Consider the following 19,947-nt stretch of genomic DNA (forward strand, 5'->3'; position numbering starts at 1 on the left):
TATCACATGTTAATCTATGTTTATTAATTTGTTTGTTTTTTCAATTAAAGTATATTCCTTATATTTTTGCTAAGAAAAACAGATGTAGATCTGTAAAATACTTTATATTAGCATACATGAAATTTAAATATATACCGGCAATCATTGTAATGTCCGCAACTGTTTGCCTGCAAGGAATAGCCTTAGAAAAAAAGAAAGTTACGCCCGGCATATACAAAACTGCAAATACTACAGAAATGAATCACTGGGTTGATTCAGTATTTAATCAGATGTCTGTCGATGAACGTATCGGACAATTATTTATGCCTGTAGTCGCAGGAGACAATACGGATGCAAATAAAAATAGGATACTTTCTTTTTTAAGTAATCAACATATAGGCGGAATCCTATTTTCGAAAGGAACACCAATTGATCAGGCTGAGTTGACCAATATGGCTCAGAATGCATCAAAAGTCCCATTAATGATTTCATTGGATGGTGAATGGGGCTTATCGATGCGCTTGGCTAACACAACCCGTTTTCCACGCAACATGATGCTTGGCGCTATACAAAATGATTCTCTTCTATATTATTATGGAAAAGAAGTAGCCCGTCAATGCAAACTAATGGGAATCCATGTCAATTTCGCCCCTACTCTGGATGTAAATAGCAATCCGAGCAATCCCGTGATAGGCAATCGCTCGTTTGGTGAAGATCCTGAAAAAGTTGCCAAGCTTGGCATCATGTATTCTAAAGGACTGGAAGCCGGGGGTATTATGGCCGTTGCGAAACATTTTCCCGGACATGGCGATACATCGACCGACTCTCATAAGGTTTTGCCAACCATCGCTCACCACAGGGATAGGTTAGACGAAATAGAATTAAAACCGTTTAATGAATATATAAAAAATGGCCTTTCGGGAATGATGATAGCACATCTCTATATTCCTACTTTGGATGAAAAGAAACAACCCAGCTCTCTCTCCGAAGCGGTAACTACAACCCTCTTACAAAAAGAACTAGGCTTTTCCGGGCTGATCTTCACAGATGGGCTTCAAATGAAAGGTGTATCGCAAGAAAGCGATTATTGCATAAGGGCTTTACAGGCCGGCAACGACATATTACTAGGACCTTTGAACACAATAAAGGAATATGAATCTGTAAAAAAAGCTGTTCAGGACAGCATTTTGAGTGAATCTCTTATAAATGAAAAATGCAAAAAAGTTCTTGCCTACAAGTATATTTTAGGAGTAAATAAGACAACCCCAATAGACACAAAAGAACTGACACATCTACTTAATACATCACAAAGTGAATGGATCAACAGAGAATTACATAAGAATGCTATAACAGTATTAAAAGATGATCAGAAAATAATACCGCTAAAAGAACTCGATAAACGAAAGATCGCTGCTATATCTGTTGGTGAATCATCCAACAATACGTTCCAAAACACGCTGAAAATGTATGCAGACATTACATGCTTCAATGTTTCTAATGGAGATGAATTGCTTAAAATAAAAAAAGTTTTGGAACCTTTCAACACCATTATTGTATCAGTACATAGTAATAAGGGAAACGCTAATGCCGCTATCCAAAATATAGGTCAAGGAAAAGAAGTTATTATGGCCTTCTTTATAGTACCATATCGAATGTCTTCATATTCCGCATCAATAAAAACAGCGGATGGAGTAGTATTAGCCTATGAAAATTCGGAGTTAGCCCAGGACTATACAGCCCAGGCTATCTTTGGAGGATACAAAACAGACGGAAAGATACCGGTAACCATAAAAGGACTGTTTAAAGAGGGCAAAGGCATTGAAACAAAGAAAACAAGACTGAGCTATGAAATGCCGGAAACAGTAGATATATCATCAGGCAGATTGAATAATATAGATACAATTGCAGAAGAAGGTATAAAAGCTGAGGCATATCCGGGATGCCAGATATTGATAGCAAAAGATGGTATTGTTATCTATAATCGCTCGTTTGGGACATATGAATATAAGGGAAATCAAAAGGTCACAAATTCTGATATTTATGACCTTGCCTCTATGACTAAAGCTACATCTACAGTTCCTGCCATAATGAAATTATATGACGAGGAGAAGCTTAGATTGAGTACCCCTATAAGTTCCTATGTATCCCCTCTGAAAGGCACTCCCAAATCACAAATCACAGTGCGTGAAGCTCTTTTACACGAAACAGGGTTACCGTCTTTCATTCCCTACTATATGGATGCCATAGACAAATCAAGTTACGACGGCAAGTTGTTCAATGGCTATGAAACGAGTCTTTATTCAGCACAATTCGACGATAATACATGGGCACGTACCGATTTTAAATACAAACCGAATCTTGTATCTAATACGGCAAAAGCAGGTTTCATACCTCTGGCAGACGGGTTATATATAAACAAATCTTATAACGATACGATTATCTCTGCTATAGCCAATTCAAAACTACGAAAGAGAAAAATATACCTATATAGCTGCCTCAACTTCATGCTCTTAAAGGAAGTGGTAGAGAAAGTATCAAAAGAAGACTTAAACTCTTTTGTTCAAGAAAACTTTTTCAACAAATTAGGAGCAGTAACAACAACATACAATCCATTAAAGAAATTTGATAAATCACGGATAGTTCCTACCGAAAAAGACGATTTTCTACGTAAACAACTTTTACAGGGATATGTCCATGATGAGGGTGCAGCTTTCATGGGTGGCATATCGGGCAATGCTGGCTTATTTTCAAATGCAAATGATTTGGCTAAGTTGTATCAGATGTGGTTGAACAAAGGCACTTATGGGGGAGAAGAATATTTATCGAACAAAACTTGCCAATTATTTTTTAATACAAAAAGTGCGACTTCCCGACGCGGACTAGGATTTGATAAGCCAGAGATGCGCACAAATAAATCAAGTCCAACCTCAGCAAGCGCCCCGGCAAGTGTATTTGGACATACAGGGTTTACAGGAACTTGTTTCTGGATAGACCCGGATAATAATTTAATTTTTATATTTTTGTCTAATAGGATTAATGATAAGCGAACACATAAAACATTAATGAGCCTCAATATACGCTCAAGAATACAAGAAGAGATATATAAGGCTATGCGTAAAGGTGATGCGCTACAATCCGAATCTACAAATATCAATGCAAATATTAATATAGATACCGATGATGACGACCAAACTGAAATTGAATGACGAAATAAAATCTTTCTTCGAAACAGATGATAAACAAATATGGGATCTAATTGCGCAGAATAGTATAGATGATCTGATTACAATCTTACCTCGTGAAGATGATACTACTTTAGACCTTATTATCAAAGAATTGATTTTATCCGGAAAAAGTGAGATACTGAATTTGTACAATTTTGCATCAACAAAAGAAGAAGATATTATTCTTCTCCGAAATCTCATACGTCTCATCTTCGCCCTAGACATAAATGACAACTATGAGGAAGTTCGCCTGGCAATCGCAGACAAATTATTCGACATTATACCCGATATGGTAGAGATTATTCAGAAAGAAACGGGTGGAAGGATAGATGAATCTACTTTGAACAGAGGTGCAATGCTTCGCACCTCCCTTATGAACCTGATCTATTATTATCACCAGAAAGACGATATAGAAGCTCTACATTTTGTTATCATCATGCGTTCGAAAATCACACTGGCTATCATGGGCAACTATAAGAATGTGCTGGGGCATGACATGATAGAATCGGCAAAAATAAAAGAAAAGATAGGAGATACTGGAGCCGCTCTGGGATTTTACAATTTGGTAAAAGACAGATTAAAGGGAGAATTACACTGGTTTGTAGAAAGCCCTGAGATGGGAGCAAATGAAGAAGATACGGTTATGCTACAATCTTTGAAAGAAGCGTTTGCATCGATAGACAGACTCAACAAAACATCAGAATTTGAGAAAGCATGTACAATAATTGATGAAATACTAAGCAGAGAATACGAAGAATTCAATTTTGAGGACGAAGAGGAGGATGAAGAATAAAATTAAGCTTTGTATCTTACTACTCTTTTCCCTATCAATATCTGCACAAAAGAGCAATAAGCCATCGACATTCGAAAGATATTTGCAAACAAAGGAACTTGTAAATGTTCAATTGATAGATTCGTCTATTCGCGCCGATCTTAAATATGCTACGACTGATAACTTTGCAAAAACAATTCTTTACGATACTTTGTTTAATATATATGCACATCCTGTAGCTGCAGAGAAACTTGCAAAAGCCCAAAAGTATCTGAAAGAGCTAAACCCGGAGTTAAGCCTACTCGTTTATGATGCTGTTCGTCCATTAAGTGTACAAAAGAAAATGTACAAAGTAGTGCAGAATACAAAATATGCTGCTTATGTAGCAAACCCATCCCGAACAGGATTACATAATTACGGTATGGCTATAGATCTGACAATCTGCGACAACAAAGGTCAGCCTCTTGATATGGGTACTTCTTTTGATTTTTTTGGCAGAGCTGCCGGAATAAACAAGGAGGCGGAACTTGTTGCAGAAGGTATCTTAACAAAACAACAAGTAAAAAACAGAAACCTACTAAGAAAGGTTATGACACGTGCAGGCTTTTTAACAATACGAGGAGAATGGTGGCATTTTAATGCTGTTTCTCTTAGTGAAGCAAAAAGATTATATAAAATAATAGAATAACAAATTCAGTATTTCAGGCATTCTATAACCCAAAAAACACCAGATTACTGTTTTGAAAATAATGCTATTTTAAACGATATTTGGTATGAAAAGAACTTACATTACATTACTGGTAACATTCTTATTCGCCTCGTTAGCAACTGATTCTTACGCACAATTTGTAGTTGCTCAGGATACAATCAGGGGCCAAATCTATTTCAGTCAACGCCCGGGCGATTTTAATAATTCAATCATTGTACCTAACGATTCTGTTTTCTATATGTTTCCACCCGATAAGGAAATTGATCCGTGGCGTTATGTCGACTTTTATTTACCATCACGTACTACAAAAAGAGGTTATATACAAGAGACACGGCTAATGCGAGTAGATGATTATGAGATAGTGGAAGTAGAAAGGCTGTCCTCGCATGGCTCTGTTTCATTCAAGAACGATGACGTTAGAATACAGATCACCGTTGCTAATATATCTGATAAAGATCCCTCAATCAAAAAACACACCGACGGAGGATATGTAGTAAATGGAAAACAGGCAAAAGGAGTTAACAAATGGCAAGTTCCAAAGCTGCGTTACCAATCCATATCAGTCACAATTAAAGGAAAAGTAATAATTTTCCCTAAACGGGTTTATGAACATCTGCTAAACCCCGAGTTAGAAAATATGGTAGTATACTACAATCCTGAGAAAGGGATCATTTACATCAATGCAAATAATGGTGGCATGAGTGCACCATACAATGTTTTATGGGCTGTTTCACAGAAAGGAGTTAGTAGTCCGTACATATTCGATATTTCTACAAAATAGTAATATTGTTTAGCGGCAACAACTTTTCTTAAAACAAGAAAATATAATCATTTATATATAAATACGTTAAATACATCTGCATCTATTATATACTTTTTTAATAGAACTTTCTCTCCTTCTTATTTGTTAAAATAAAATAGGACTAAAGATATATCTGACTTTGCGTACCCAATAGTTTAGCAGGTATACTAATCGAAAAATAGCCATACAAGTTTCTCCTTTACAAAGGAACTTATTAAGTATTTAGGATCAGCCAGATTCCATCTGCTGTATTCTAAAATATGACCAGATACAGCAAAAAGGATCTAGTTAATGAAATTGTCTAATTTTTTTAAATAAATTGTTTTATGGTAAAAAATGATGTTGTAAACAACGCCGGTAATATTTTTAAGCTACTTACCGACAAAGGAGACCTATCTATTAGAGAGATAGGTGACCTCACTCACAGTAAAGACAAAGTTATTTTTATGGCTTTAGGTTGGTTATTGAACGAGAATAAAGTTCGATTATTTGACAAGAATGGGTCATTATGCGCCAAAGCTAATAATCCCGAACTAACCTCTTCCCTCAGCGAAATTTATTATTAATAATCAAACACTTCACATACTAAAGAAAGCCCGAAACCTATTTGATAGGTTTCGGGCTTTCTTTGAAATATAATCTCTATATAGTTTATTTTTCGATATCGATCAATTCAACTTCAAATATAAGATTAGAAAATGGTTTAATAACTCCTTGATCTCTACTTCCATATGCCAGATCGTAAGGGATATACAATATCCATTTAGAACCCACAGGCATAAGAAGTAAAGCCTCGGTCCATCCTTTAATCACCTGACTTACTCCAAATGTAGCAGGCTCACCCCTATCGATACTACTATCAAATGTAGTACCATCAATCATTGTTCCTTTATAATGTACAGTCACTCTATCTGAGACTGTTGGTTTCGCTCCTGTACCTTCTGTTATCACCTTATATTGTAATCCACTAGGCAAAGTTATCACATCTGCTTTTGCCTTATTCTCAGCCATAAACTTATCTCCCTCTGCGATTTGGGCAGCGTACTGAGCCTTAGCCTCTTCTGCCTGAGCAGCCTCTTTTTCAGCTTGTCCTCTTTGAACAGCCTCTTGAACAATCTCTTCGGCATTATCAAGTATCAACTTATCTCCTTTTAGGCTATTTGAAAAAGCATCAACAAAAGCATCAACATTAAATCGTCCTTCTCCTCCTAATACTTCTTTAGAAAAATTCTCAGTCATAGTCGACAACTGGCTGCCAATGGCAACACCCGAATTAAACGCTGATTTACTTTTATCTTGTTTTATTGTTTGAGAAAATCCAATCAGAAACTCTGTTAGATTTACCGTATTGGCAGCAATTAGAGAATCTAATTTAGAATTAAGCTCTTTACTAAGTTTACTTTTCTTTGTTACATCTGCCTCTTTTTCTATTTGGGTAGTATAATCTGCTCTTACTGCCGCTGTATCTGCAATTACACCCATCTGAGTTAGATAGGGCGTTAGTCCGTTTTGAACCATATTCACACCAAGTGCATATGATACCGTATCAGCTTGCGTTTTCAAAACAGGTTGAGCAGGAACAATCTTAGCCGATGCTGCTTTCTTCTGTGCCGATAAAGCCAAAGGACTTAATAATGCACATGCTGTAAAAGAGAAAAGTAATAATTTCTTCATCTGGTATTCTTTGTTTTATTGATATTCTGTTTTATAGTTTCTATGAATGTGCCAGTACATATGGATGCAAAAATAATATTTTTTATCATTCTATTTCAATACTGAAGCAAAGTTATTGTGAAATGTTGTGAAAACTAGAAAACTAATCACTACCTTTGCGCATCCTTATTGGCTGACTCTCTTATGTCGAATGATTTTTTGGGGTGGGAGTATGCCTATAAAGGCTTATTTTACTACAAAAGATATTTGAAAATTTTTAATGAAAACATTTGAAGAGTTAGGGGTTGCCACGAATATTCGTAAGGCGATCGAAGAGATGGGATATGAAAATCCCATGCCAGTACAGGAAGAAGTGATTCCATACCTGCTAGGCGAAACAAGCGATATTATAGCATTAGCTCAAACAGGAACAGGTAAAACTGCTGCTTTTGGCTTACCAGTATTACAACAAATTAATGTAAAAGAGAATGTGCCTCAGGCATTGATTCTTTGTCCTACCCGCGAACTATGTTTGCAAATTGCAGGTGATTTAGCCGATTATTCCAAATACATAGATCATTTGAGAGTTCTTCCTGTTTATGGAGGTTCTAGTATTGAGAGCCAAATCAAATCTCTGAAGAGAGGAGTTCAGATTATCGTCGCTACTCCCGGACGATTGATAGACCTTATCAATCGTAAGACTGTAGATCTTACCAATGTAAGATATGTAGTTCTTGACGAAGCCGACGAAATGCTAAACATGGGCTTTACCGAAAGTATAGACGAAATTCTATCGAAAGTGCCGGCAGAAAGAAAGATGCTTCTTTTCTCAGCTACTATGCCAAAGGAAATAGCCAAGATTACAAAAAAATACATGCAAAATCCGAAAGAAATTACGATTGGCCGTAAGAATGAAGGATCAAACAATGTAAAGCATGTATATTACATGGTTCATGCCAAGGATAAATATCTTGCATTGAAACGTATTGCTGACTATTATCCTAATATATATGGTATTGTTTTCTGCCGCACTCGTCGTGAGACACAGGAAATTGCAGATAAACTGATACAGGACGGATATAATGCAGACTCCCTACATGGAGATCTGTCACAAGCACAACGTGACTACGTAATGCAGAAATTCCGTATCCACAATATACAACTACTTGTCGCTACAGACGTAGCAGCACGTGGTTTAGACGTAGATAGTCTTACTCATGTCATCAATTATGGATTACCTGACGATATCGAATCATATACTCACCGTAGTGGACGTACGGGCCGTGCGGGTAAAACTGGTACATCGATAGCAATTGTCCACGTTAAGGAAAAAAGCAAAATCAGGGAAATAGAAAAGATTATCAATAAAAAGTTTGAGCAAGGAGTTATTCCATCCGGTGAGGCTATTTGTGAAAAACAATTATTTAATCTGGTTGACAGGATTGAGAAAGTAAAAGTAAATGAAGATGAAATTTCAAATATCCTGCCTTCTGTATACAGAAAACTTGATTGGCTCGAAAAAGAAGATATCATCAAACGTGTTGTTGCACTTGAGTTTAACCGATTGATCGATTATTATCGCGAAGCTCAAGAAATAGAATCACCTTCAGATCGCTATACCCGAGAAGAAAGTTTCCCTCGCCGTAGAGATCGTGAACGTTCAGACCGTTCTTCAGGAGGTTCTCGTGGAGCAGAACGCGGATATTCCCGCCTATTTATCAATATCGGACGTACCGATAATGTAAATCCTGCAACATTGATGGGTCTAGTAAATGATTTCGTTCCGGAAAAAGTAAACATTGGACGCATAGATATCCTGCAAAACTTCTCTTTCTTCGAAGTTCCGGAAAAAGACGCTCAAAAAGTAATCAGTTCTATGAGCCGTCAGGAACAAAACGGACGACGCATCTCTGTAGAGGTTGCTCAAGGTGGGTCCGGCGGTGGAGATCGCTCCGGCCGCGACCGTGGAGGTTTCAGTTCACAACGTTCGGACAGGGACAGAGGCCCAAGGAAGAGCTCAGATTATAAATCATCCTCTTCTCGTTCATCAAAACCTTCCGATAAAAGTGGACATCGTAAAGGAGAAAGTGGCAGAAGACCAAAGTTCTCCTGATAAAAAGCTATATTATAAAGTATTAAATACGACAAGAAGCCTGTTGGTGTTTTATCAACGGGCTTTTTCTGTATGTTAAACATAGAATTTTAGCTAAATATCACCTATTAAATAGCTTTTGTTTTATATATTTGCTTGTTTATTACGCCAATAAACGGCAGTCTTGATTTGAAAAAACTATTATGGACGAACAAAGCAATATACCAATATTAGATAAAATAAACTATCCATCAGATATGAAAAATCTGAGTATTGAGGAGTTAGAAGCCCTCTGCTCCGATTTACGGAATTTTATCATTGATCAACTAAGTAACAATCCCGGACATTTTGGATCTAGTCTAGGTACTGTAGAGCTTACGGTTGCACTTCATTACGTCTACAATACACCTTATGATCGCATAGTATGGGATGTCGGACACCAGGCATATAGCCATAAAATACTCACTGGAAGAAAGGATAGATTTCATACCAATCGTCAATTTGGAGGTTTGGCCGGATTCCCCAACCCTACTGAAAGTGAATATGATGCATTCATTGCCGGACATGCTTCTAATTCTATTTCAGCAGCATTAGGTATGGCTGTAGCCTCTGAACTTAAAAAGGAGAACAGACATGTTGTAGCTGTAATTGGAGACGGCTCAATGACCGGAGGATTAGCTTTCGAAGCACTCAACAATGCCAATTCTCAGCCAAACGATATTTTAATTATCTTAAATGATAATGATATGGCCATCGACGACAATGTAGGTGGAATCAGAGATTATCTAGTAAAGATGACAACATCCCCAGCTTACAACAGGGTAAGAAATGATGTTTACCAAAAATTTAAGAAAGGTAACCTCATTACAGAAAAAGGTAAAAACTTTATACTAAGATTCAACAATAGCTTAAAGTCATTACTGACTAAACAACAAAATCTGTTTGAAGGCTTCAACATCCGGTATTTCGGGCCTGTAGACGGACATGATTTACGTAGCCTCGTACGTATATTGCAAAACATCAAAGATCTGAAAGGCCCTAAGATGTTGCACATACATACGATCAAAGGGAAAGGTTTCAAACCGGCTGAGGTATCGGCAACAGTATGGCACGCTCCCGGAAAATTTGATAAAGAAACAGGAGAACGCATTGTAGTAAAAAAGAAAGACCAGCCTCAGCTATATCAGGATGTGTTTGGTCACACTTTAGTCGAACTGGCAGAAAAGGATTCCAAAATTGTAGGTATAACTCCTGCCATGCCTACCGGCTGTTCCATGACTTACATGATGAAAGACTTTCCCGAAAGAGCTTTTGACGTAGGTATTGCAGAAGCACATGCTGTTACCTACTCAGCAGGATTGGCAAAAGAAGGCTTAATACCATTCTGTAATATTTATTCTTCGTTTATGCAACGTGCATACGATCAAGTAATTCATGATGTTGCTTTACAGAAGTTACACGTTATTATGTGTCTCGACAGAGCAGGATTAGTTGGAGAAGACGGACCAACACATCATGGCGCATTCGACCTCGCTTATATGCGATGCATCCCAAATCTTACTATTGCATCCCCTTACAACGAGCATTACCTACGTCATCTGATGTATACAGCTACATATAGCAATGAAGGACCGTTTGTGATCCGTTACCCTAGAGGGCAGGGAGAATTACACGATTGGGAATGTGAAATGAAAATGCTGGAAATAGGAAAAGGTAGAAAATTGAAAGATGGTAAAGATCTGGCAGTACTCACAATAGGGCCTATCGGTAATACCGCTCGCGAAGCGATTGAAACCGTTGAAGCGCAAGGATTCTCTATTGCCCATTATGATATGATATTCTTAAAACCACTGGACACTAACCTACTGAAAGAAGTTGCTACAAATTTTGACAATGTAATGACCATTGAGAATGGGGTAATAAGCGGAGGATTAGGAAGTGCCGTTTTGGAATATTTTGCCGAAAAGAATTATAAAAATATAAAAGTTACTCGTGTCGGTTTACCAGACGAGTTTGTCACTCATGGATCTATAAAAGAGTTAAACAAATTATGTGAAATAGACGCTCCCGGTCTGGTAAAACATATCGAAGCAGTACTAAGTAAAAAAAACATTGTCCAGCCAACACTGGAAGAAAAAGTATATAAATAGAAAAGGCATAAATGAGAATTGTAATAGCAGGGGCAGGAGCCGTAGGAACGCATTTAGCTAAACTATTATCTATAGAGAATCAGGATATCATTCTCATGGACCCTGATAAAGAGAAGCTAAATTTTCCCGGTAGCAATCTGGAAATGATAACAATGACCGGTTCATGCACATCATTAAAAGATCTCACAGAGGTAGGTATAAGAGACACCGATCTTTTTATTGCTGTCACTCCTGAAGAATCTGTCAATATTACAGCCTGTATGCTTGCCGCCAACATGGGTGCGAAAAAAACTTTCGCACGTATCGATAACTATGAATATCTATTACCAAAAAATAAAGATTTTTTCGAAAAGCTAGGTATTGGATCAATGGTCTATCCCGAAATGTTGGCCGCTAAAGAAATAGTTTCAGCATTGAAACGCCCATGGGTACGACAATGGATAGAACTATGCGGTGGAGCTATCATTCTTGTGGGTGTAAAAGTAAGAGAGAACTCGGAATTAGTTAATAAGTATCTTTACGACTTAGGCCGAGAGGATAAAAAATTCCATATAGTGGCCATCAAACGTAAGAATGATACCATTATACCTAAGGGAAGCGATCAGGTATTAGCCGGAGACATAGTCTTTTTTACAACAACTAAAGACTATGTGGAAGAACTACCAAGAATAACAGGAAAGGCTAGCTTCGATGTTAAGAATGTAATGATAATGGGAGGAAGTCGCATAGCCATCCGTACTTGCCAATATTTACCAGACAATACGAATATAAAATTATTAGAATCGGACAAAGAAAAATCATACCAGCTGCTTGAAAAGCTTCCCAAGAACGTTACTGTATATCATAATGATGGACGTAATGCCGAATTCCTTGTACAGGAAGGTATAAAAGATATGGATGCCTTCGTTGCTGTCACCGGAAATTCGGAAGCCAATATCCTCGCTTGTATGGCAGCAAAACGCTTTGGTGTAAGAAAAACAGTAGCTGAAGTTGAGAATATGGACTATATATCAATGGCTGAAAATCTGGATATAGGATCGATTATTAATAAAAGACTCATAACTGTCAGCAATATATACCGCTTTTTATTAAGTGCCGATATATCTAATGTTAAATCGCTAACCGTAGCTAATGCCGATGTTGCCGAAATAATAGCACGTCCGAACTCACGCATAACAAAAAAAGAAGTAAAAAAAATTACATTGCCTAAAAATGTAACATTAGGAGGGCTTATCCGCAATGGAGAGCCTATGATGATTGATGGCGAAACAATGATAGAACCCTATGATCATGTTGTAGTATTTTGTCTCGAAGATACATTGCGAGAAGCAGAAACCCTTTTCCATTAAATAAAATACAAGATGAGCAATTTCAATTATCGTTTCGTATTGAAGACAATGGGTTTTTTGCTTATCATAGAATCTCTATTCATGATGGCCTCAACCGTTGTGGCATTCTATTTTAAAGAGATGGTGGGTGATGCCATGCTCATAAGTGCTACAATAACTTTCTTCGCCGGTATTTTTTCTCGCCTTATAGGAACAGATAATTATCCAAAACCGATAGGTAAACGCGAAAGTTTCTTCATGGTAGCCATATCATGGATTATCCTTTCAGCTTTTGGCATGCTCCCTTTTTACTTTGGTGGAGCGATCGCAAATATAACCGATGCTTACTTCGAAACAATATCCGGGCTAACAGCAACCGGTGCCACTATACTAACCGATGTTGAACGTATGCCAAAAGCCCTGCTCTTCTGGCGTAGCGTCACACAATGGATGGGTGGACTCGGAATCGTAGTCTTTGTTGCTACCATATTACCAATGGGAGGTAATGCTTCTGTACTATACGATACCGAAGTCACCGGAATCGGCTACGACCGTTTTCGTCCGCGTATATCTCAGATAGCAAAACGACTATGGCTCGTATATGCTTTTCTTACTGCCATTCTCATCTTCTTGTTATGGGCCGGGCCAATGAATCTTTTCGATTCCGTTTGCCATGCTTTCACAACTATTTCTACAGCTGGTTTTTCCACAAAGCAGAATAGCATCGCTTATTGGGATTCGGCTTATATAGAATATGTAATCACTGTATTTATGTTTATTGGAGGAATCAACTTTCCTTTGATATATTTCTTTATGCAGGGAGATCCTAAAAAACTCGTCCAGAATGAAGAATTTAAATGGTATGTAGCCATAATTATTTTATCTGTTGCCATCATAGGAATTGCGCTCTATGTTTCAGGGCAAATGACCGGAATAGAAAAAACATTCCGAACATCTCTTTTTCAAGTTGTATCCGTATTGACGACAACATGCCACTCTACGGCCAATTTTATGAATTGGGGACCATTCTTTCAATTTATGGTTGTCATATTCATGCTTTTTGGAGCTTGTGCAGGATCAACGTCAGGAGGGATAAAAATAGTACGTATCATCATTCTGTTTAAAAACTCAATCAATGAATTTAAGCGACAAGTACATCCAAATGCAATTTTACCAATTCGTCTTAACGGGAGGGTTATCTCTATAGACATAGTAACCAAGGTCTTGGCTTTTATATTCCTATATCTGACTATTCTTATCGCTAGTTGCCTAGTACTTGCCCTTTCAGGAATGGGATTCGAAAACTCGCTTGGAGCCGCCGTATCCTGCCTTGGTAATGTAGGTGGAGGACTTGCCGAAATTGGAAATAATGGGCATTTTTACGATGTTCCAACCTCTTCCAAATGGTTTCTTAGCTTTTTAATGCTTACTGGTCGTCTCGAATTATTTACAGTATTATCTCTATTCATGCCAGCCTTCTGGAAAAGATAAACCTCTAATCCTATAATGAAAAAATACCTCACATTTCTTATTACTACACTACTTATTTCAACCTCCTTAGCCCAAGAGCAAAAAATCAGTTTTTTGTTTGCCGGAGATGCTATGCAGCACAAATCTCAATTGGATGTAGCCAAAACACCGGAAGGTTATGACTATTCCGCTTACTTCAAGCATGTAGCAGATGAAATAAAACGAGCAGATATTGCAGTTGTAAATATGGAAGTTACCCTTCCTGGAATCAATTATACAGGTTATCCTCGTTTCGGCTCACCTGACGAATATGCTTTTGCCCTCAAAGAAGCAGGATTCGATATTTTCCTGATAGCAAACAATCATATACTCGACAAAGGAAAAAAGGGATTAGAACGTACCATTACAATTCTCGACTCGATGAAAGTAAAGCATACAGGTGCATTTATTAATGCAGAGAAAAGAGATCTTTATTATCCACTTATGATGATCAAAAACGGGATTCGTATTGCGATGATAAACTATACTTATGATACTAACGGATATACAGTAACAAAACCAAATATTGTAAACTATATAGATAAAAAACAGATATTAAGAGACATAGATGCAGCTAAAACGATGAAGGCCGACATCATTATCGCCAATATGCACTGGGGAATCGAATATGTGTTAAAACAAAACAAGGAGCAGGAAGATCTGGCAAACTTTCTCATCAAAAATGGAGTCCATCTTGTTATAGGCGGACATCCACATGTAGTGCAACCAATAGATATAAGAAAAGAAAATGAAGAAATAAAAAATATAGTTGTTTACTCTATGGGGAATCTTATTTCGGGCATGAAACCCGTAAACACAACAGGTGGAATGATCGTAAAAATAGATATAAGTAAAAATGGGGATCAACCTATTAAAATAGATTCTCTTTCTTATTCACTTGTATGGGTTAATAAACTGATAAAAGATAAGGATACTCCTTCCTTTTTTGAATTATTACCCGTAGCTGAATTCAATAACGAAAAAGGGAAAGAAAAACTAGGTGAAGAATCATTTGTTAAAATGCAAACTTTCGCCACAAATGCAAAAAATGCCATAGAAAGCTTATGGAGAAAAGAAGAATAAATCCCTAACAACTTAATTATGTTTTATTATCATTAAAATAAAGAATAATCACTCTATATTCGCGAAAAAATAACTATATTTGCACGCAATAAATTTCAAAAGCTCTTTTATATATGTCTTTTATTGCAGATAAAGTAGTCATGGACGGATTGACATTCGATGATGTATTGTTGATCCCCGCTTATTCAGAAGTTCTCCCCCGCGAAGTCGATCTCTCGACAAGTTTCTCACGCAATATCAAATTAAATATCCCAATCGTTTCGGCCGCCATGGACACAGTCACAGAGGCTCAACTAGCTATTGCTATAGCACGAGAAGGAGGAATTGGTGTTATCCACAAAAACATGTCAATAGAGGCACAAGCCCAACAAGTAAGATTCGTAAAACGCGCTGAAAATGGAATGATCTCAAACCCGGTTAGCATACTACGAGATAAAACTGTTGGTCAGGCTCTTAAAATGATGGCTGAATATAAAATAGGTGGCATACCTGTAGTAGATACAGAAAATCGCTTAGTCGGCATCGTAACAAACCGCGACTTACGTTTTCGTCGCGATATGGCTGAATTAATCGATGACGTAATGACTAAAGATAGGATTATTACCACCAGACAATCTACAGACCTAGAGGCAGCGGCTGATATTTTACAACAACACAAAATAGAAAAATTACCAGTCGTAGATTCTGATAACAAGTTAATAGGACTGATCACATATAAGGATATAACAAAGGCGAAGGACAAACCTTTTGCGTGCAAAGATGAACGTGGACGCTTGCGGGTTGCAGCCGGAGTTGGAGTCACATCCGATACTCTGGAACGTGTTGATGCACTTGTCGAAGCCGGTGTTGATGCAATCGTTATCGATACTGCCCATGGACACTCGAAAGGTGTGGCCGATATGCTTAAGAAAGTAAAAGCTGCTTATCCTCAAATAGATATTGTCGTAGGAAATGTCGCTACAGGCGAGGCTGCCAAGTATTTGGTTGACGCCGGAGCCGACGGGGTAAAAGTAGGAATTGGCCCTGGATCTATTTGTACTACTCGTGTCGTAGCGGGCATAGGTGTTCCTCAATTAACCGCAATATATGATGTTGCAAAAGCGCTGAAAGGAACTGGTGTCCCATTAATTGCAGATGGAGGCTTACGTTATTCGGGAGATATAGTAAAGGCATTGGCTGCCGGAGGAAATTCTGTAATGATGGGATCATTATTAGCTGGTGTAGAGGAATCACCGGGTGAAACCATTATTTTCAATGGACGTAAGTTTAAATCTTATCGTGGAATGGGCTCACTTGAGGCGATGGAAAAAGGTTCGAAAGATCGTTATTTCCAAGATATGGAAGCCGATATCAAGAAACTCGTACCGGAAGGTATTGCTGCCCGCGTACCATTTAAAGGTACGCTATATGAAGTTGTATTTCAGATGAAAGGAGGGTTACGTGCAGGCATGGGCTATTGCGGAGCAAAAAATATAGAAGCATTGCATAATGCCAAATTTACCCGCATCACCAATGCCGGGGTGGCAGAGAGCCATCCTCACGATGTAGCAATCACTAGCGAGGCTCCAAACTACAGTCGGGGAGAATAAATAGACATAAATAATTTTATAATATACTCTGCATGTTCGATAAAACGTGCAGAGTATTTATTTTAGAATATTTTAAAACAAAATAAACCTATATTCGTGTATCTTTGCCTTTGGTTTATTTTAACTATTTAATTATATGAGTAAAAGGCTATTTATTTCATTTTTCACATTCCTTACTACACTTTGCATATTTGCACAGCAGAACGACCCTGTTGTTTTTAAAATTAACGGCACACCTGTATATAAATCCGAGGTAGAGAAAGCATATAAAAAAGGCGGCCCGGAAAATAATGAAACTATCAATGAGTTCGTAGAAAGATACATAAATTTCAAACTAAATGTAGCCGAAGCAAAGGCCGAACGTCTAGACACTACAGCAAGATATCAGCGACAATTCACTACCTACAGATCGCAATTAGCAATACCATATCTTCAGGACACAAAGTATGAAGATGAATATATCGCACAAATATACAATCGGATGCTGGAGAATGTGGAAATAAACCATGTTATGTTTCCTTTCGAAAGAGCAGAAATTGTTTTGCCGGCCGATACATTAGCCGCCTACAAAAAGGCGATGGAAGGCAGAGCTAAAATTCTTGAGAAAGGATTTGCCAATGCAGGATTTAATACTGAAAGATCCGGTGCCCGTTTTCTTCCGAAAGCCGAGTCCAGGAATGGATATATGGGATGGATTTCCCCATTCATGCTGGCTTCTAATGTTGAGGATGCAATATACAATCTTCCTGAAATGGAAGTGAGTATGCCAATACGTGCAGCCAGAGGGTATCACATTGTACAAGTATTAAAGAAACGTCCAGCTATGGGTTCAGCTGAGATAGAGCAAGTTATTTTCAACTTCACTCAAATACCACCAATGCTAAACCAAATAGATAGTGTAGGGAAGGTTGCATGGAGAGAATACAAAAACATCAAATCGGGCAAAGAAACTTTCGATGCTCTATGTGAAGAATTTACAAGAGTACATCAAACAGATAAGAAAAATTGTTATTTTGGAGTTGTCGGATTAGACTCTAACCTTCCTCTCGACTTCACAACAGCTGCTCTCAATCTGAAAGACCCTGGAGAAATAAGCGAACCAGTTATGTCAGACTATGGATTTCACATTATAAAGTTACTAAAAAGAATTCCCATAGCCAGCCTAGATGAAATAAAACCTCAATTAAGAGAAAAGATAATACGAAGCGATAAGGTTCAAAACCTAAGCAATGAAAAAAGACGTCTACAAAAGAGTAATTTCAACGTGAGAATCAACAATGATGCTTATGCAAAATTGATAGAAATAGCACAAGAAATATCTCCAAGAGATTCCGTTTTTCTTACACGAATCAAAAACCAAAATGAAATTATTATAGACATAGATGGAAAAAGAGGTTATCCAGTAAGCGAATTCGAAAAGTATATCCGTAACAGACAAATAAGCCAAAAGAAGAACATTGATGAACCTACGCTATCTCAAATAGAGGAAGCATCCCCGTATAGTCTATCCACTGACATACTAAAGGAATACCTCGAAAGTTTTACAAGCTTTTTACTCTCTGCATATGAAGATGATACTCTGGAGAAAAGATCTCCCAAATTTGCTCAAATTATAAACGCCATCTCAGAGGATCTCCTTTTATTTGAAGTAAAAGATAAAAATGTTTGGAAACGCTCCATGACAGACGAAAAAGGTTTAACAGAATATTTTTCTCAAAATAAAGCGAACTATTCATTAAATGATACAAAATATAAAGGATTAGTAATATATGCTCAAAATCAGTCGCTACTGAAAAAAGCAAAATCTATTGTTGATAAAACAAAGAAGCATGATCTTATTATTGAGAAAATTAAAAGCACTCTAAATAAAGATTCAATAACTGTAAAGATAGAACCGGGGTTATGGAGCAAAGGCGAGAATCCATATGTAGATAATAAAATATTTAATGGGGATGAACCTGCGCCATACAATGGCTATCCATATTTCTTTGTAACCGGAAAATTAATAGATACACCCGAAGATTTTACAGATGTAAGAAATAAGGTAGAACAAGATTATCAGGAACAGCTTGAGAAAGACTGGGCTACCTACCTCAAAAATAAATACACAGTTGAAATTAATCAATCTGTATTAAATACGATAAGATGAGAAAAATAATTTTCTACATATTTCCTATCTTCATGATCACTACATTGGGATCGTGTAGCAAAAACGGGACTGCAGAAGCCGATCAATCACAACAACCGATTGTCACAGTCAGAGACAAAACATTGTACCAGTCTGATCTGAATGAATTCATGCCTTCAGGTTTAACAGGAGAAGATAGTATTGCCACAGCAAAAGCTTTTATCGACATGTGGATTAACGAACAGTTGATATACGATAAGGCAAAGCAAAATATTGTAAATAGAGAAGACATTGAGGCTCTTGTAGAAAGCTATAGAAGGTCATTAATTACAAATACCTATCAGGAACAATTGTTGAAAGAACGCTTCTCTGGAGCAGCATCCGACAGTGAGATAAAGAATTATTATGAACAAAATAAAGATAAATTCAAATTAGAAAATAATATAATCAAAGGTTTATATCTCAAAATACCAGTAGATTCAAAACAATTGAGCAATTTTCAGAAATGGTACAAGCAAGGAACTGAAGCTTCTATCGAAAATATAGAAAAGAATACTTTGCAAAATGCTGTAGGATATGAATACTTTTATGACAGGTGGGTAGGATTGCAAGATGTTTTGGAAAATATGCCTCCTGCTGTTACCGATGCCAAAATATTTTTACAAAGAAATAAAAATCTGGAATTACGCGACTCTTCTTTTGTTTATCTACTAAATATAAAAGAGTATAAACTAGAAGGAAGTGAAGCCCCATATGATTATATAAAAGGGCAGCTTTCAGATATATATATTGAACAAAGAAGAGATGATTATATCAAACAAGTACGAAAAGATCTATATGATAAGGCTATTTCGAATGATGAAATTAAGTTTTATAAAAAATAGAATATAACTTCTTTTTTTACGTTAAGACAAAAAGTAATACATTAT

General features: G+C 37.2%; 14 protein-coding genes. 13 read left to right on the top strand and 1 reads right to left on the bottom strand.

Annotated features, from left to right (window positions below):
* Nucleotides 1-116: 116 nt before the first annotated feature.
* The 5 genes from JGH11_RS01885 (at nt 117) to JGH11_RS01905 (ending at nt 6,052) form a co-directional block, all read left to right on the top strand.
* The gene (locus tag JGH11_RS01885; protein ID WP_201109869.1) at nt 117-3,185 is read left to right on the top strand and encodes a glycoside hydrolase family 3 N-terminal domain-containing protein; all 3,069 of its coding nucleotides are present in this window, start codon (nt 117-119) and stop codon (nt 3,183-3,185) included.
* Nucleotides 3,157-3,996, top strand: coding sequence for a hypothetical protein (locus JGH11_RS01890; protein WP_201109870.1), 840 nt, complete (start codon nt 3,157-3,159; stop codon nt 3,994-3,996). Before JGH11_RS01885 ends, JGH11_RS01890 begins: the two co-directional genes overlap by 29 nt.
* Nucleotides 3,986-4,663, top strand: coding sequence for a M15 family metallopeptidase (locus tag JGH11_RS01895; protein WP_201109871.1), 678 nt, complete (start codon nt 3,986-3,988; stop codon nt 4,661-4,663). Before JGH11_RS01890 ends, JGH11_RS01895 begins: the two co-directional genes overlap by 11 nt.
* 85 nt (nt 4,664-4,748) lie before the next feature.
* Nucleotides 4,749-5,465 carry a hypothetical protein gene (locus JGH11_RS01900; protein ID WP_201109872.1) on the top strand — a complete coding sequence of 239 codons (717 nt, stop codon included), beginning with the start codon at nt 4,749-4,751 and terminating at the stop codon, nt 5,463-5,465.
* Nucleotides 5,466-5,812: 347 nt separating this feature from the next.
* Entirely contained in the window at nt 5,813-6,052 is a 240-nt protein-coding gene (locus JGH11_RS01905; RefSeq protein ID WP_201109873.1) for a winged helix-turn-helix domain-containing protein, read from the top strand.
* An 85-nt stretch (nt 6,053-6,137) separates the two neighbouring features.
* Here JGH11_RS01905 and JGH11_RS01910 read toward each other — a convergent pair whose 3' ends face one another.
* Nucleotides 6,138-7,160 (bottom strand): FKBP-type peptidyl-prolyl cis-trans isomerase, encoded by a 1,023-nt coding sequence (locus tag JGH11_RS01910; protein WP_201109874.1) that lies wholly within the window; start codon nt 7,158-7,160, stop codon nt 6,138-6,140.
* A 259-nt stretch (nt 7,161-7,419) separates the two neighbouring features.
* Between JGH11_RS01910 and JGH11_RS01915 the strand changes: the two genes are divergently transcribed.
* The 8 genes from JGH11_RS01915 to JGH11_RS01950 all read left to right on the top strand — a co-directional run bounded on the left by JGH11_RS01915 (nt 7,420) and on the right by JGH11_RS01950 (nt 19,902).
* The gene (locus JGH11_RS01915) at nt 7,420-9,252 is read left to right on the top strand and encodes a DEAD/DEAH box helicase (RefSeq protein WP_201109875.1); all 1,833 of its coding nucleotides are present in this window, start codon (nt 7,420-7,422) and stop codon (nt 9,250-9,252) included.
* Between the two features lie 182 nt (nt 9,253-9,434).
* Nucleotides 9,435-11,381, top strand: a complete 1,947-nt coding sequence (gene dxs, locus JGH11_RS01920; protein ID WP_201109876.1) for a 1-deoxy-D-xylulose-5-phosphate synthase — start codon at nt 9,435-9,437, stop codon at nt 11,379-11,381.
* 11 nt (nt 11,382-11,392) lie between these two features.
* Complete coding sequence (gene trkA, locus JGH11_RS01925) at nt 11,393-12,730, top strand: Trk system potassium transporter TrkA (RefSeq protein ID WP_201109877.1); 1,338 nt, start codon at nt 11,393-11,395, stop codon at nt 12,728-12,730.
* Nucleotides 12,731-12,742: 12 nt separating this feature from the next.
* Nucleotides 12,743-14,200 (top strand): TrkH family potassium uptake protein, encoded by a 1,458-nt coding sequence (locus tag JGH11_RS01930; protein ID WP_201109878.1) that lies wholly within the window; start codon nt 12,743-12,745, stop codon nt 14,198-14,200.
* A 15-nt stretch (nt 14,201-14,215) separates the two neighbouring features.
* Nucleotides 14,216-15,301, top strand: coding sequence for a CapA family protein (locus JGH11_RS01935; protein ID WP_201109879.1), 1,086 nt, complete (start codon nt 14,216-14,218; stop codon nt 15,299-15,301).
* 113 nt (nt 15,302-15,414) lie between these two features.
* Nucleotides 15,415-16,890 (top strand): IMP dehydrogenase, encoded by a 1,476-nt coding sequence (guaB, locus tag JGH11_RS01940; RefSeq protein WP_201109880.1) that lies wholly within the window; start codon nt 15,415-15,417, stop codon nt 16,888-16,890.
* A gap of 136 nt (nt 16,891-17,026) precedes the next feature.
* Nucleotides 17,027-19,039, top strand: a complete 2,013-nt coding sequence (locus tag JGH11_RS01945; RefSeq protein WP_201109881.1) for a peptidylprolyl isomerase — start codon at nt 17,027-17,029, stop codon at nt 19,037-19,039.
* Nucleotides 19,036-19,902, top strand: a complete 867-nt coding sequence (locus JGH11_RS01950; RefSeq protein ID WP_201109882.1) for a peptidyl-prolyl cis-trans isomerase — start codon at nt 19,036-19,038, stop codon at nt 19,900-19,902. Before JGH11_RS01945 ends, JGH11_RS01950 begins: the two co-directional genes overlap by 4 nt.
* The last annotated feature ends 45 nt before the right edge of the window (nt 19,903-19,947 follow it).

The organism is Dysgonomonas sp. Marseille-P4677 (genome assembly GCF_016652235.1).
In the GTDB taxonomy this organism is placed as follows: domain Bacteria; phylum Bacteroidota; class Bacteroidia; order Bacteroidales; family Dysgonomonadaceae; genus Dysgonomonas.

Coding starts and splice junctions, on each gene's coding strand:
- JGH11_RS01915 (WP_201109875.1), top strand. CDS start 7,420: ATGAAAACATTTGAAGAGTTAGGGGTTGCCACGAATATTCGTAAGGCG.
- JGH11_RS01900 (WP_201109872.1), top strand. CDS start 4,749: ATGAAAAGAACTTACATTACATTACTGGTAACATTCTTATTCGCCTCG.
- JGH11_RS01895 (WP_201109871.1), top strand. CDS start 3,986: ATGAAGAATAAAATTAAGCTTTGTATCTTACTACTCTTTTCCCTATCA.
- JGH11_RS01885 (WP_201109869.1), top strand. CDS start 117: ATGAAATTTAAATATATACCGGCAATCATTGTAATGTCCGCAACTGTT.
- trkA (WP_201109877.1), top strand. CDS start 11,393: ATGAGAATTGTAATAGCAGGGGCAGGAGCCGTAGGAACGCATTTAGCT.
- JGH11_RS01905 (WP_201109873.1), top strand. CDS start 5,813: ATGGTAAAAAATGATGTTGTAAACAACGCCGGTAATATTTTTAAGCTA.
- JGH11_RS01950 (WP_201109882.1), top strand. CDS start 19,036: ATGAGAAAAATAATTTTCTACATATTTCCTATCTTCATGATCACTACA.
- guaB (WP_201109880.1), top strand. CDS start 15,415: ATGTCTTTTATTGCAGATAAAGTAGTCATGGACGGATTGACATTCGAT.
- dxs (WP_201109876.1), top strand. CDS start 9,435: ATGGACGAACAAAGCAATATACCAATATTAGATAAAATAAACTATCCA.
- JGH11_RS01910 (WP_201109874.1), bottom strand. CDS start 7,160: ATGAAGAAATTATTACTTTTCTCTTTTACAGCATGTGCATTATTAAGT.
- JGH11_RS01890 (WP_201109870.1), top strand. CDS start 3,157: ATGATGACGACCAAACTGAAATTGAATGACGAAATAAAATCTTTCTTC.
- JGH11_RS01930 (WP_201109878.1), top strand. CDS start 12,743: ATGAGCAATTTCAATTATCGTTTCGTATTGAAGACAATGGGTTTTTTG.
- JGH11_RS01935 (WP_201109879.1), top strand. CDS start 14,216: ATGAAAAAATACCTCACATTTCTTATTACTACACTACTTATTTCAACC.
- JGH11_RS01945 (WP_201109881.1), top strand. CDS start 17,027: ATGAGTAAAAGGCTATTTATTTCATTTTTCACATTCCTTACTACACTT.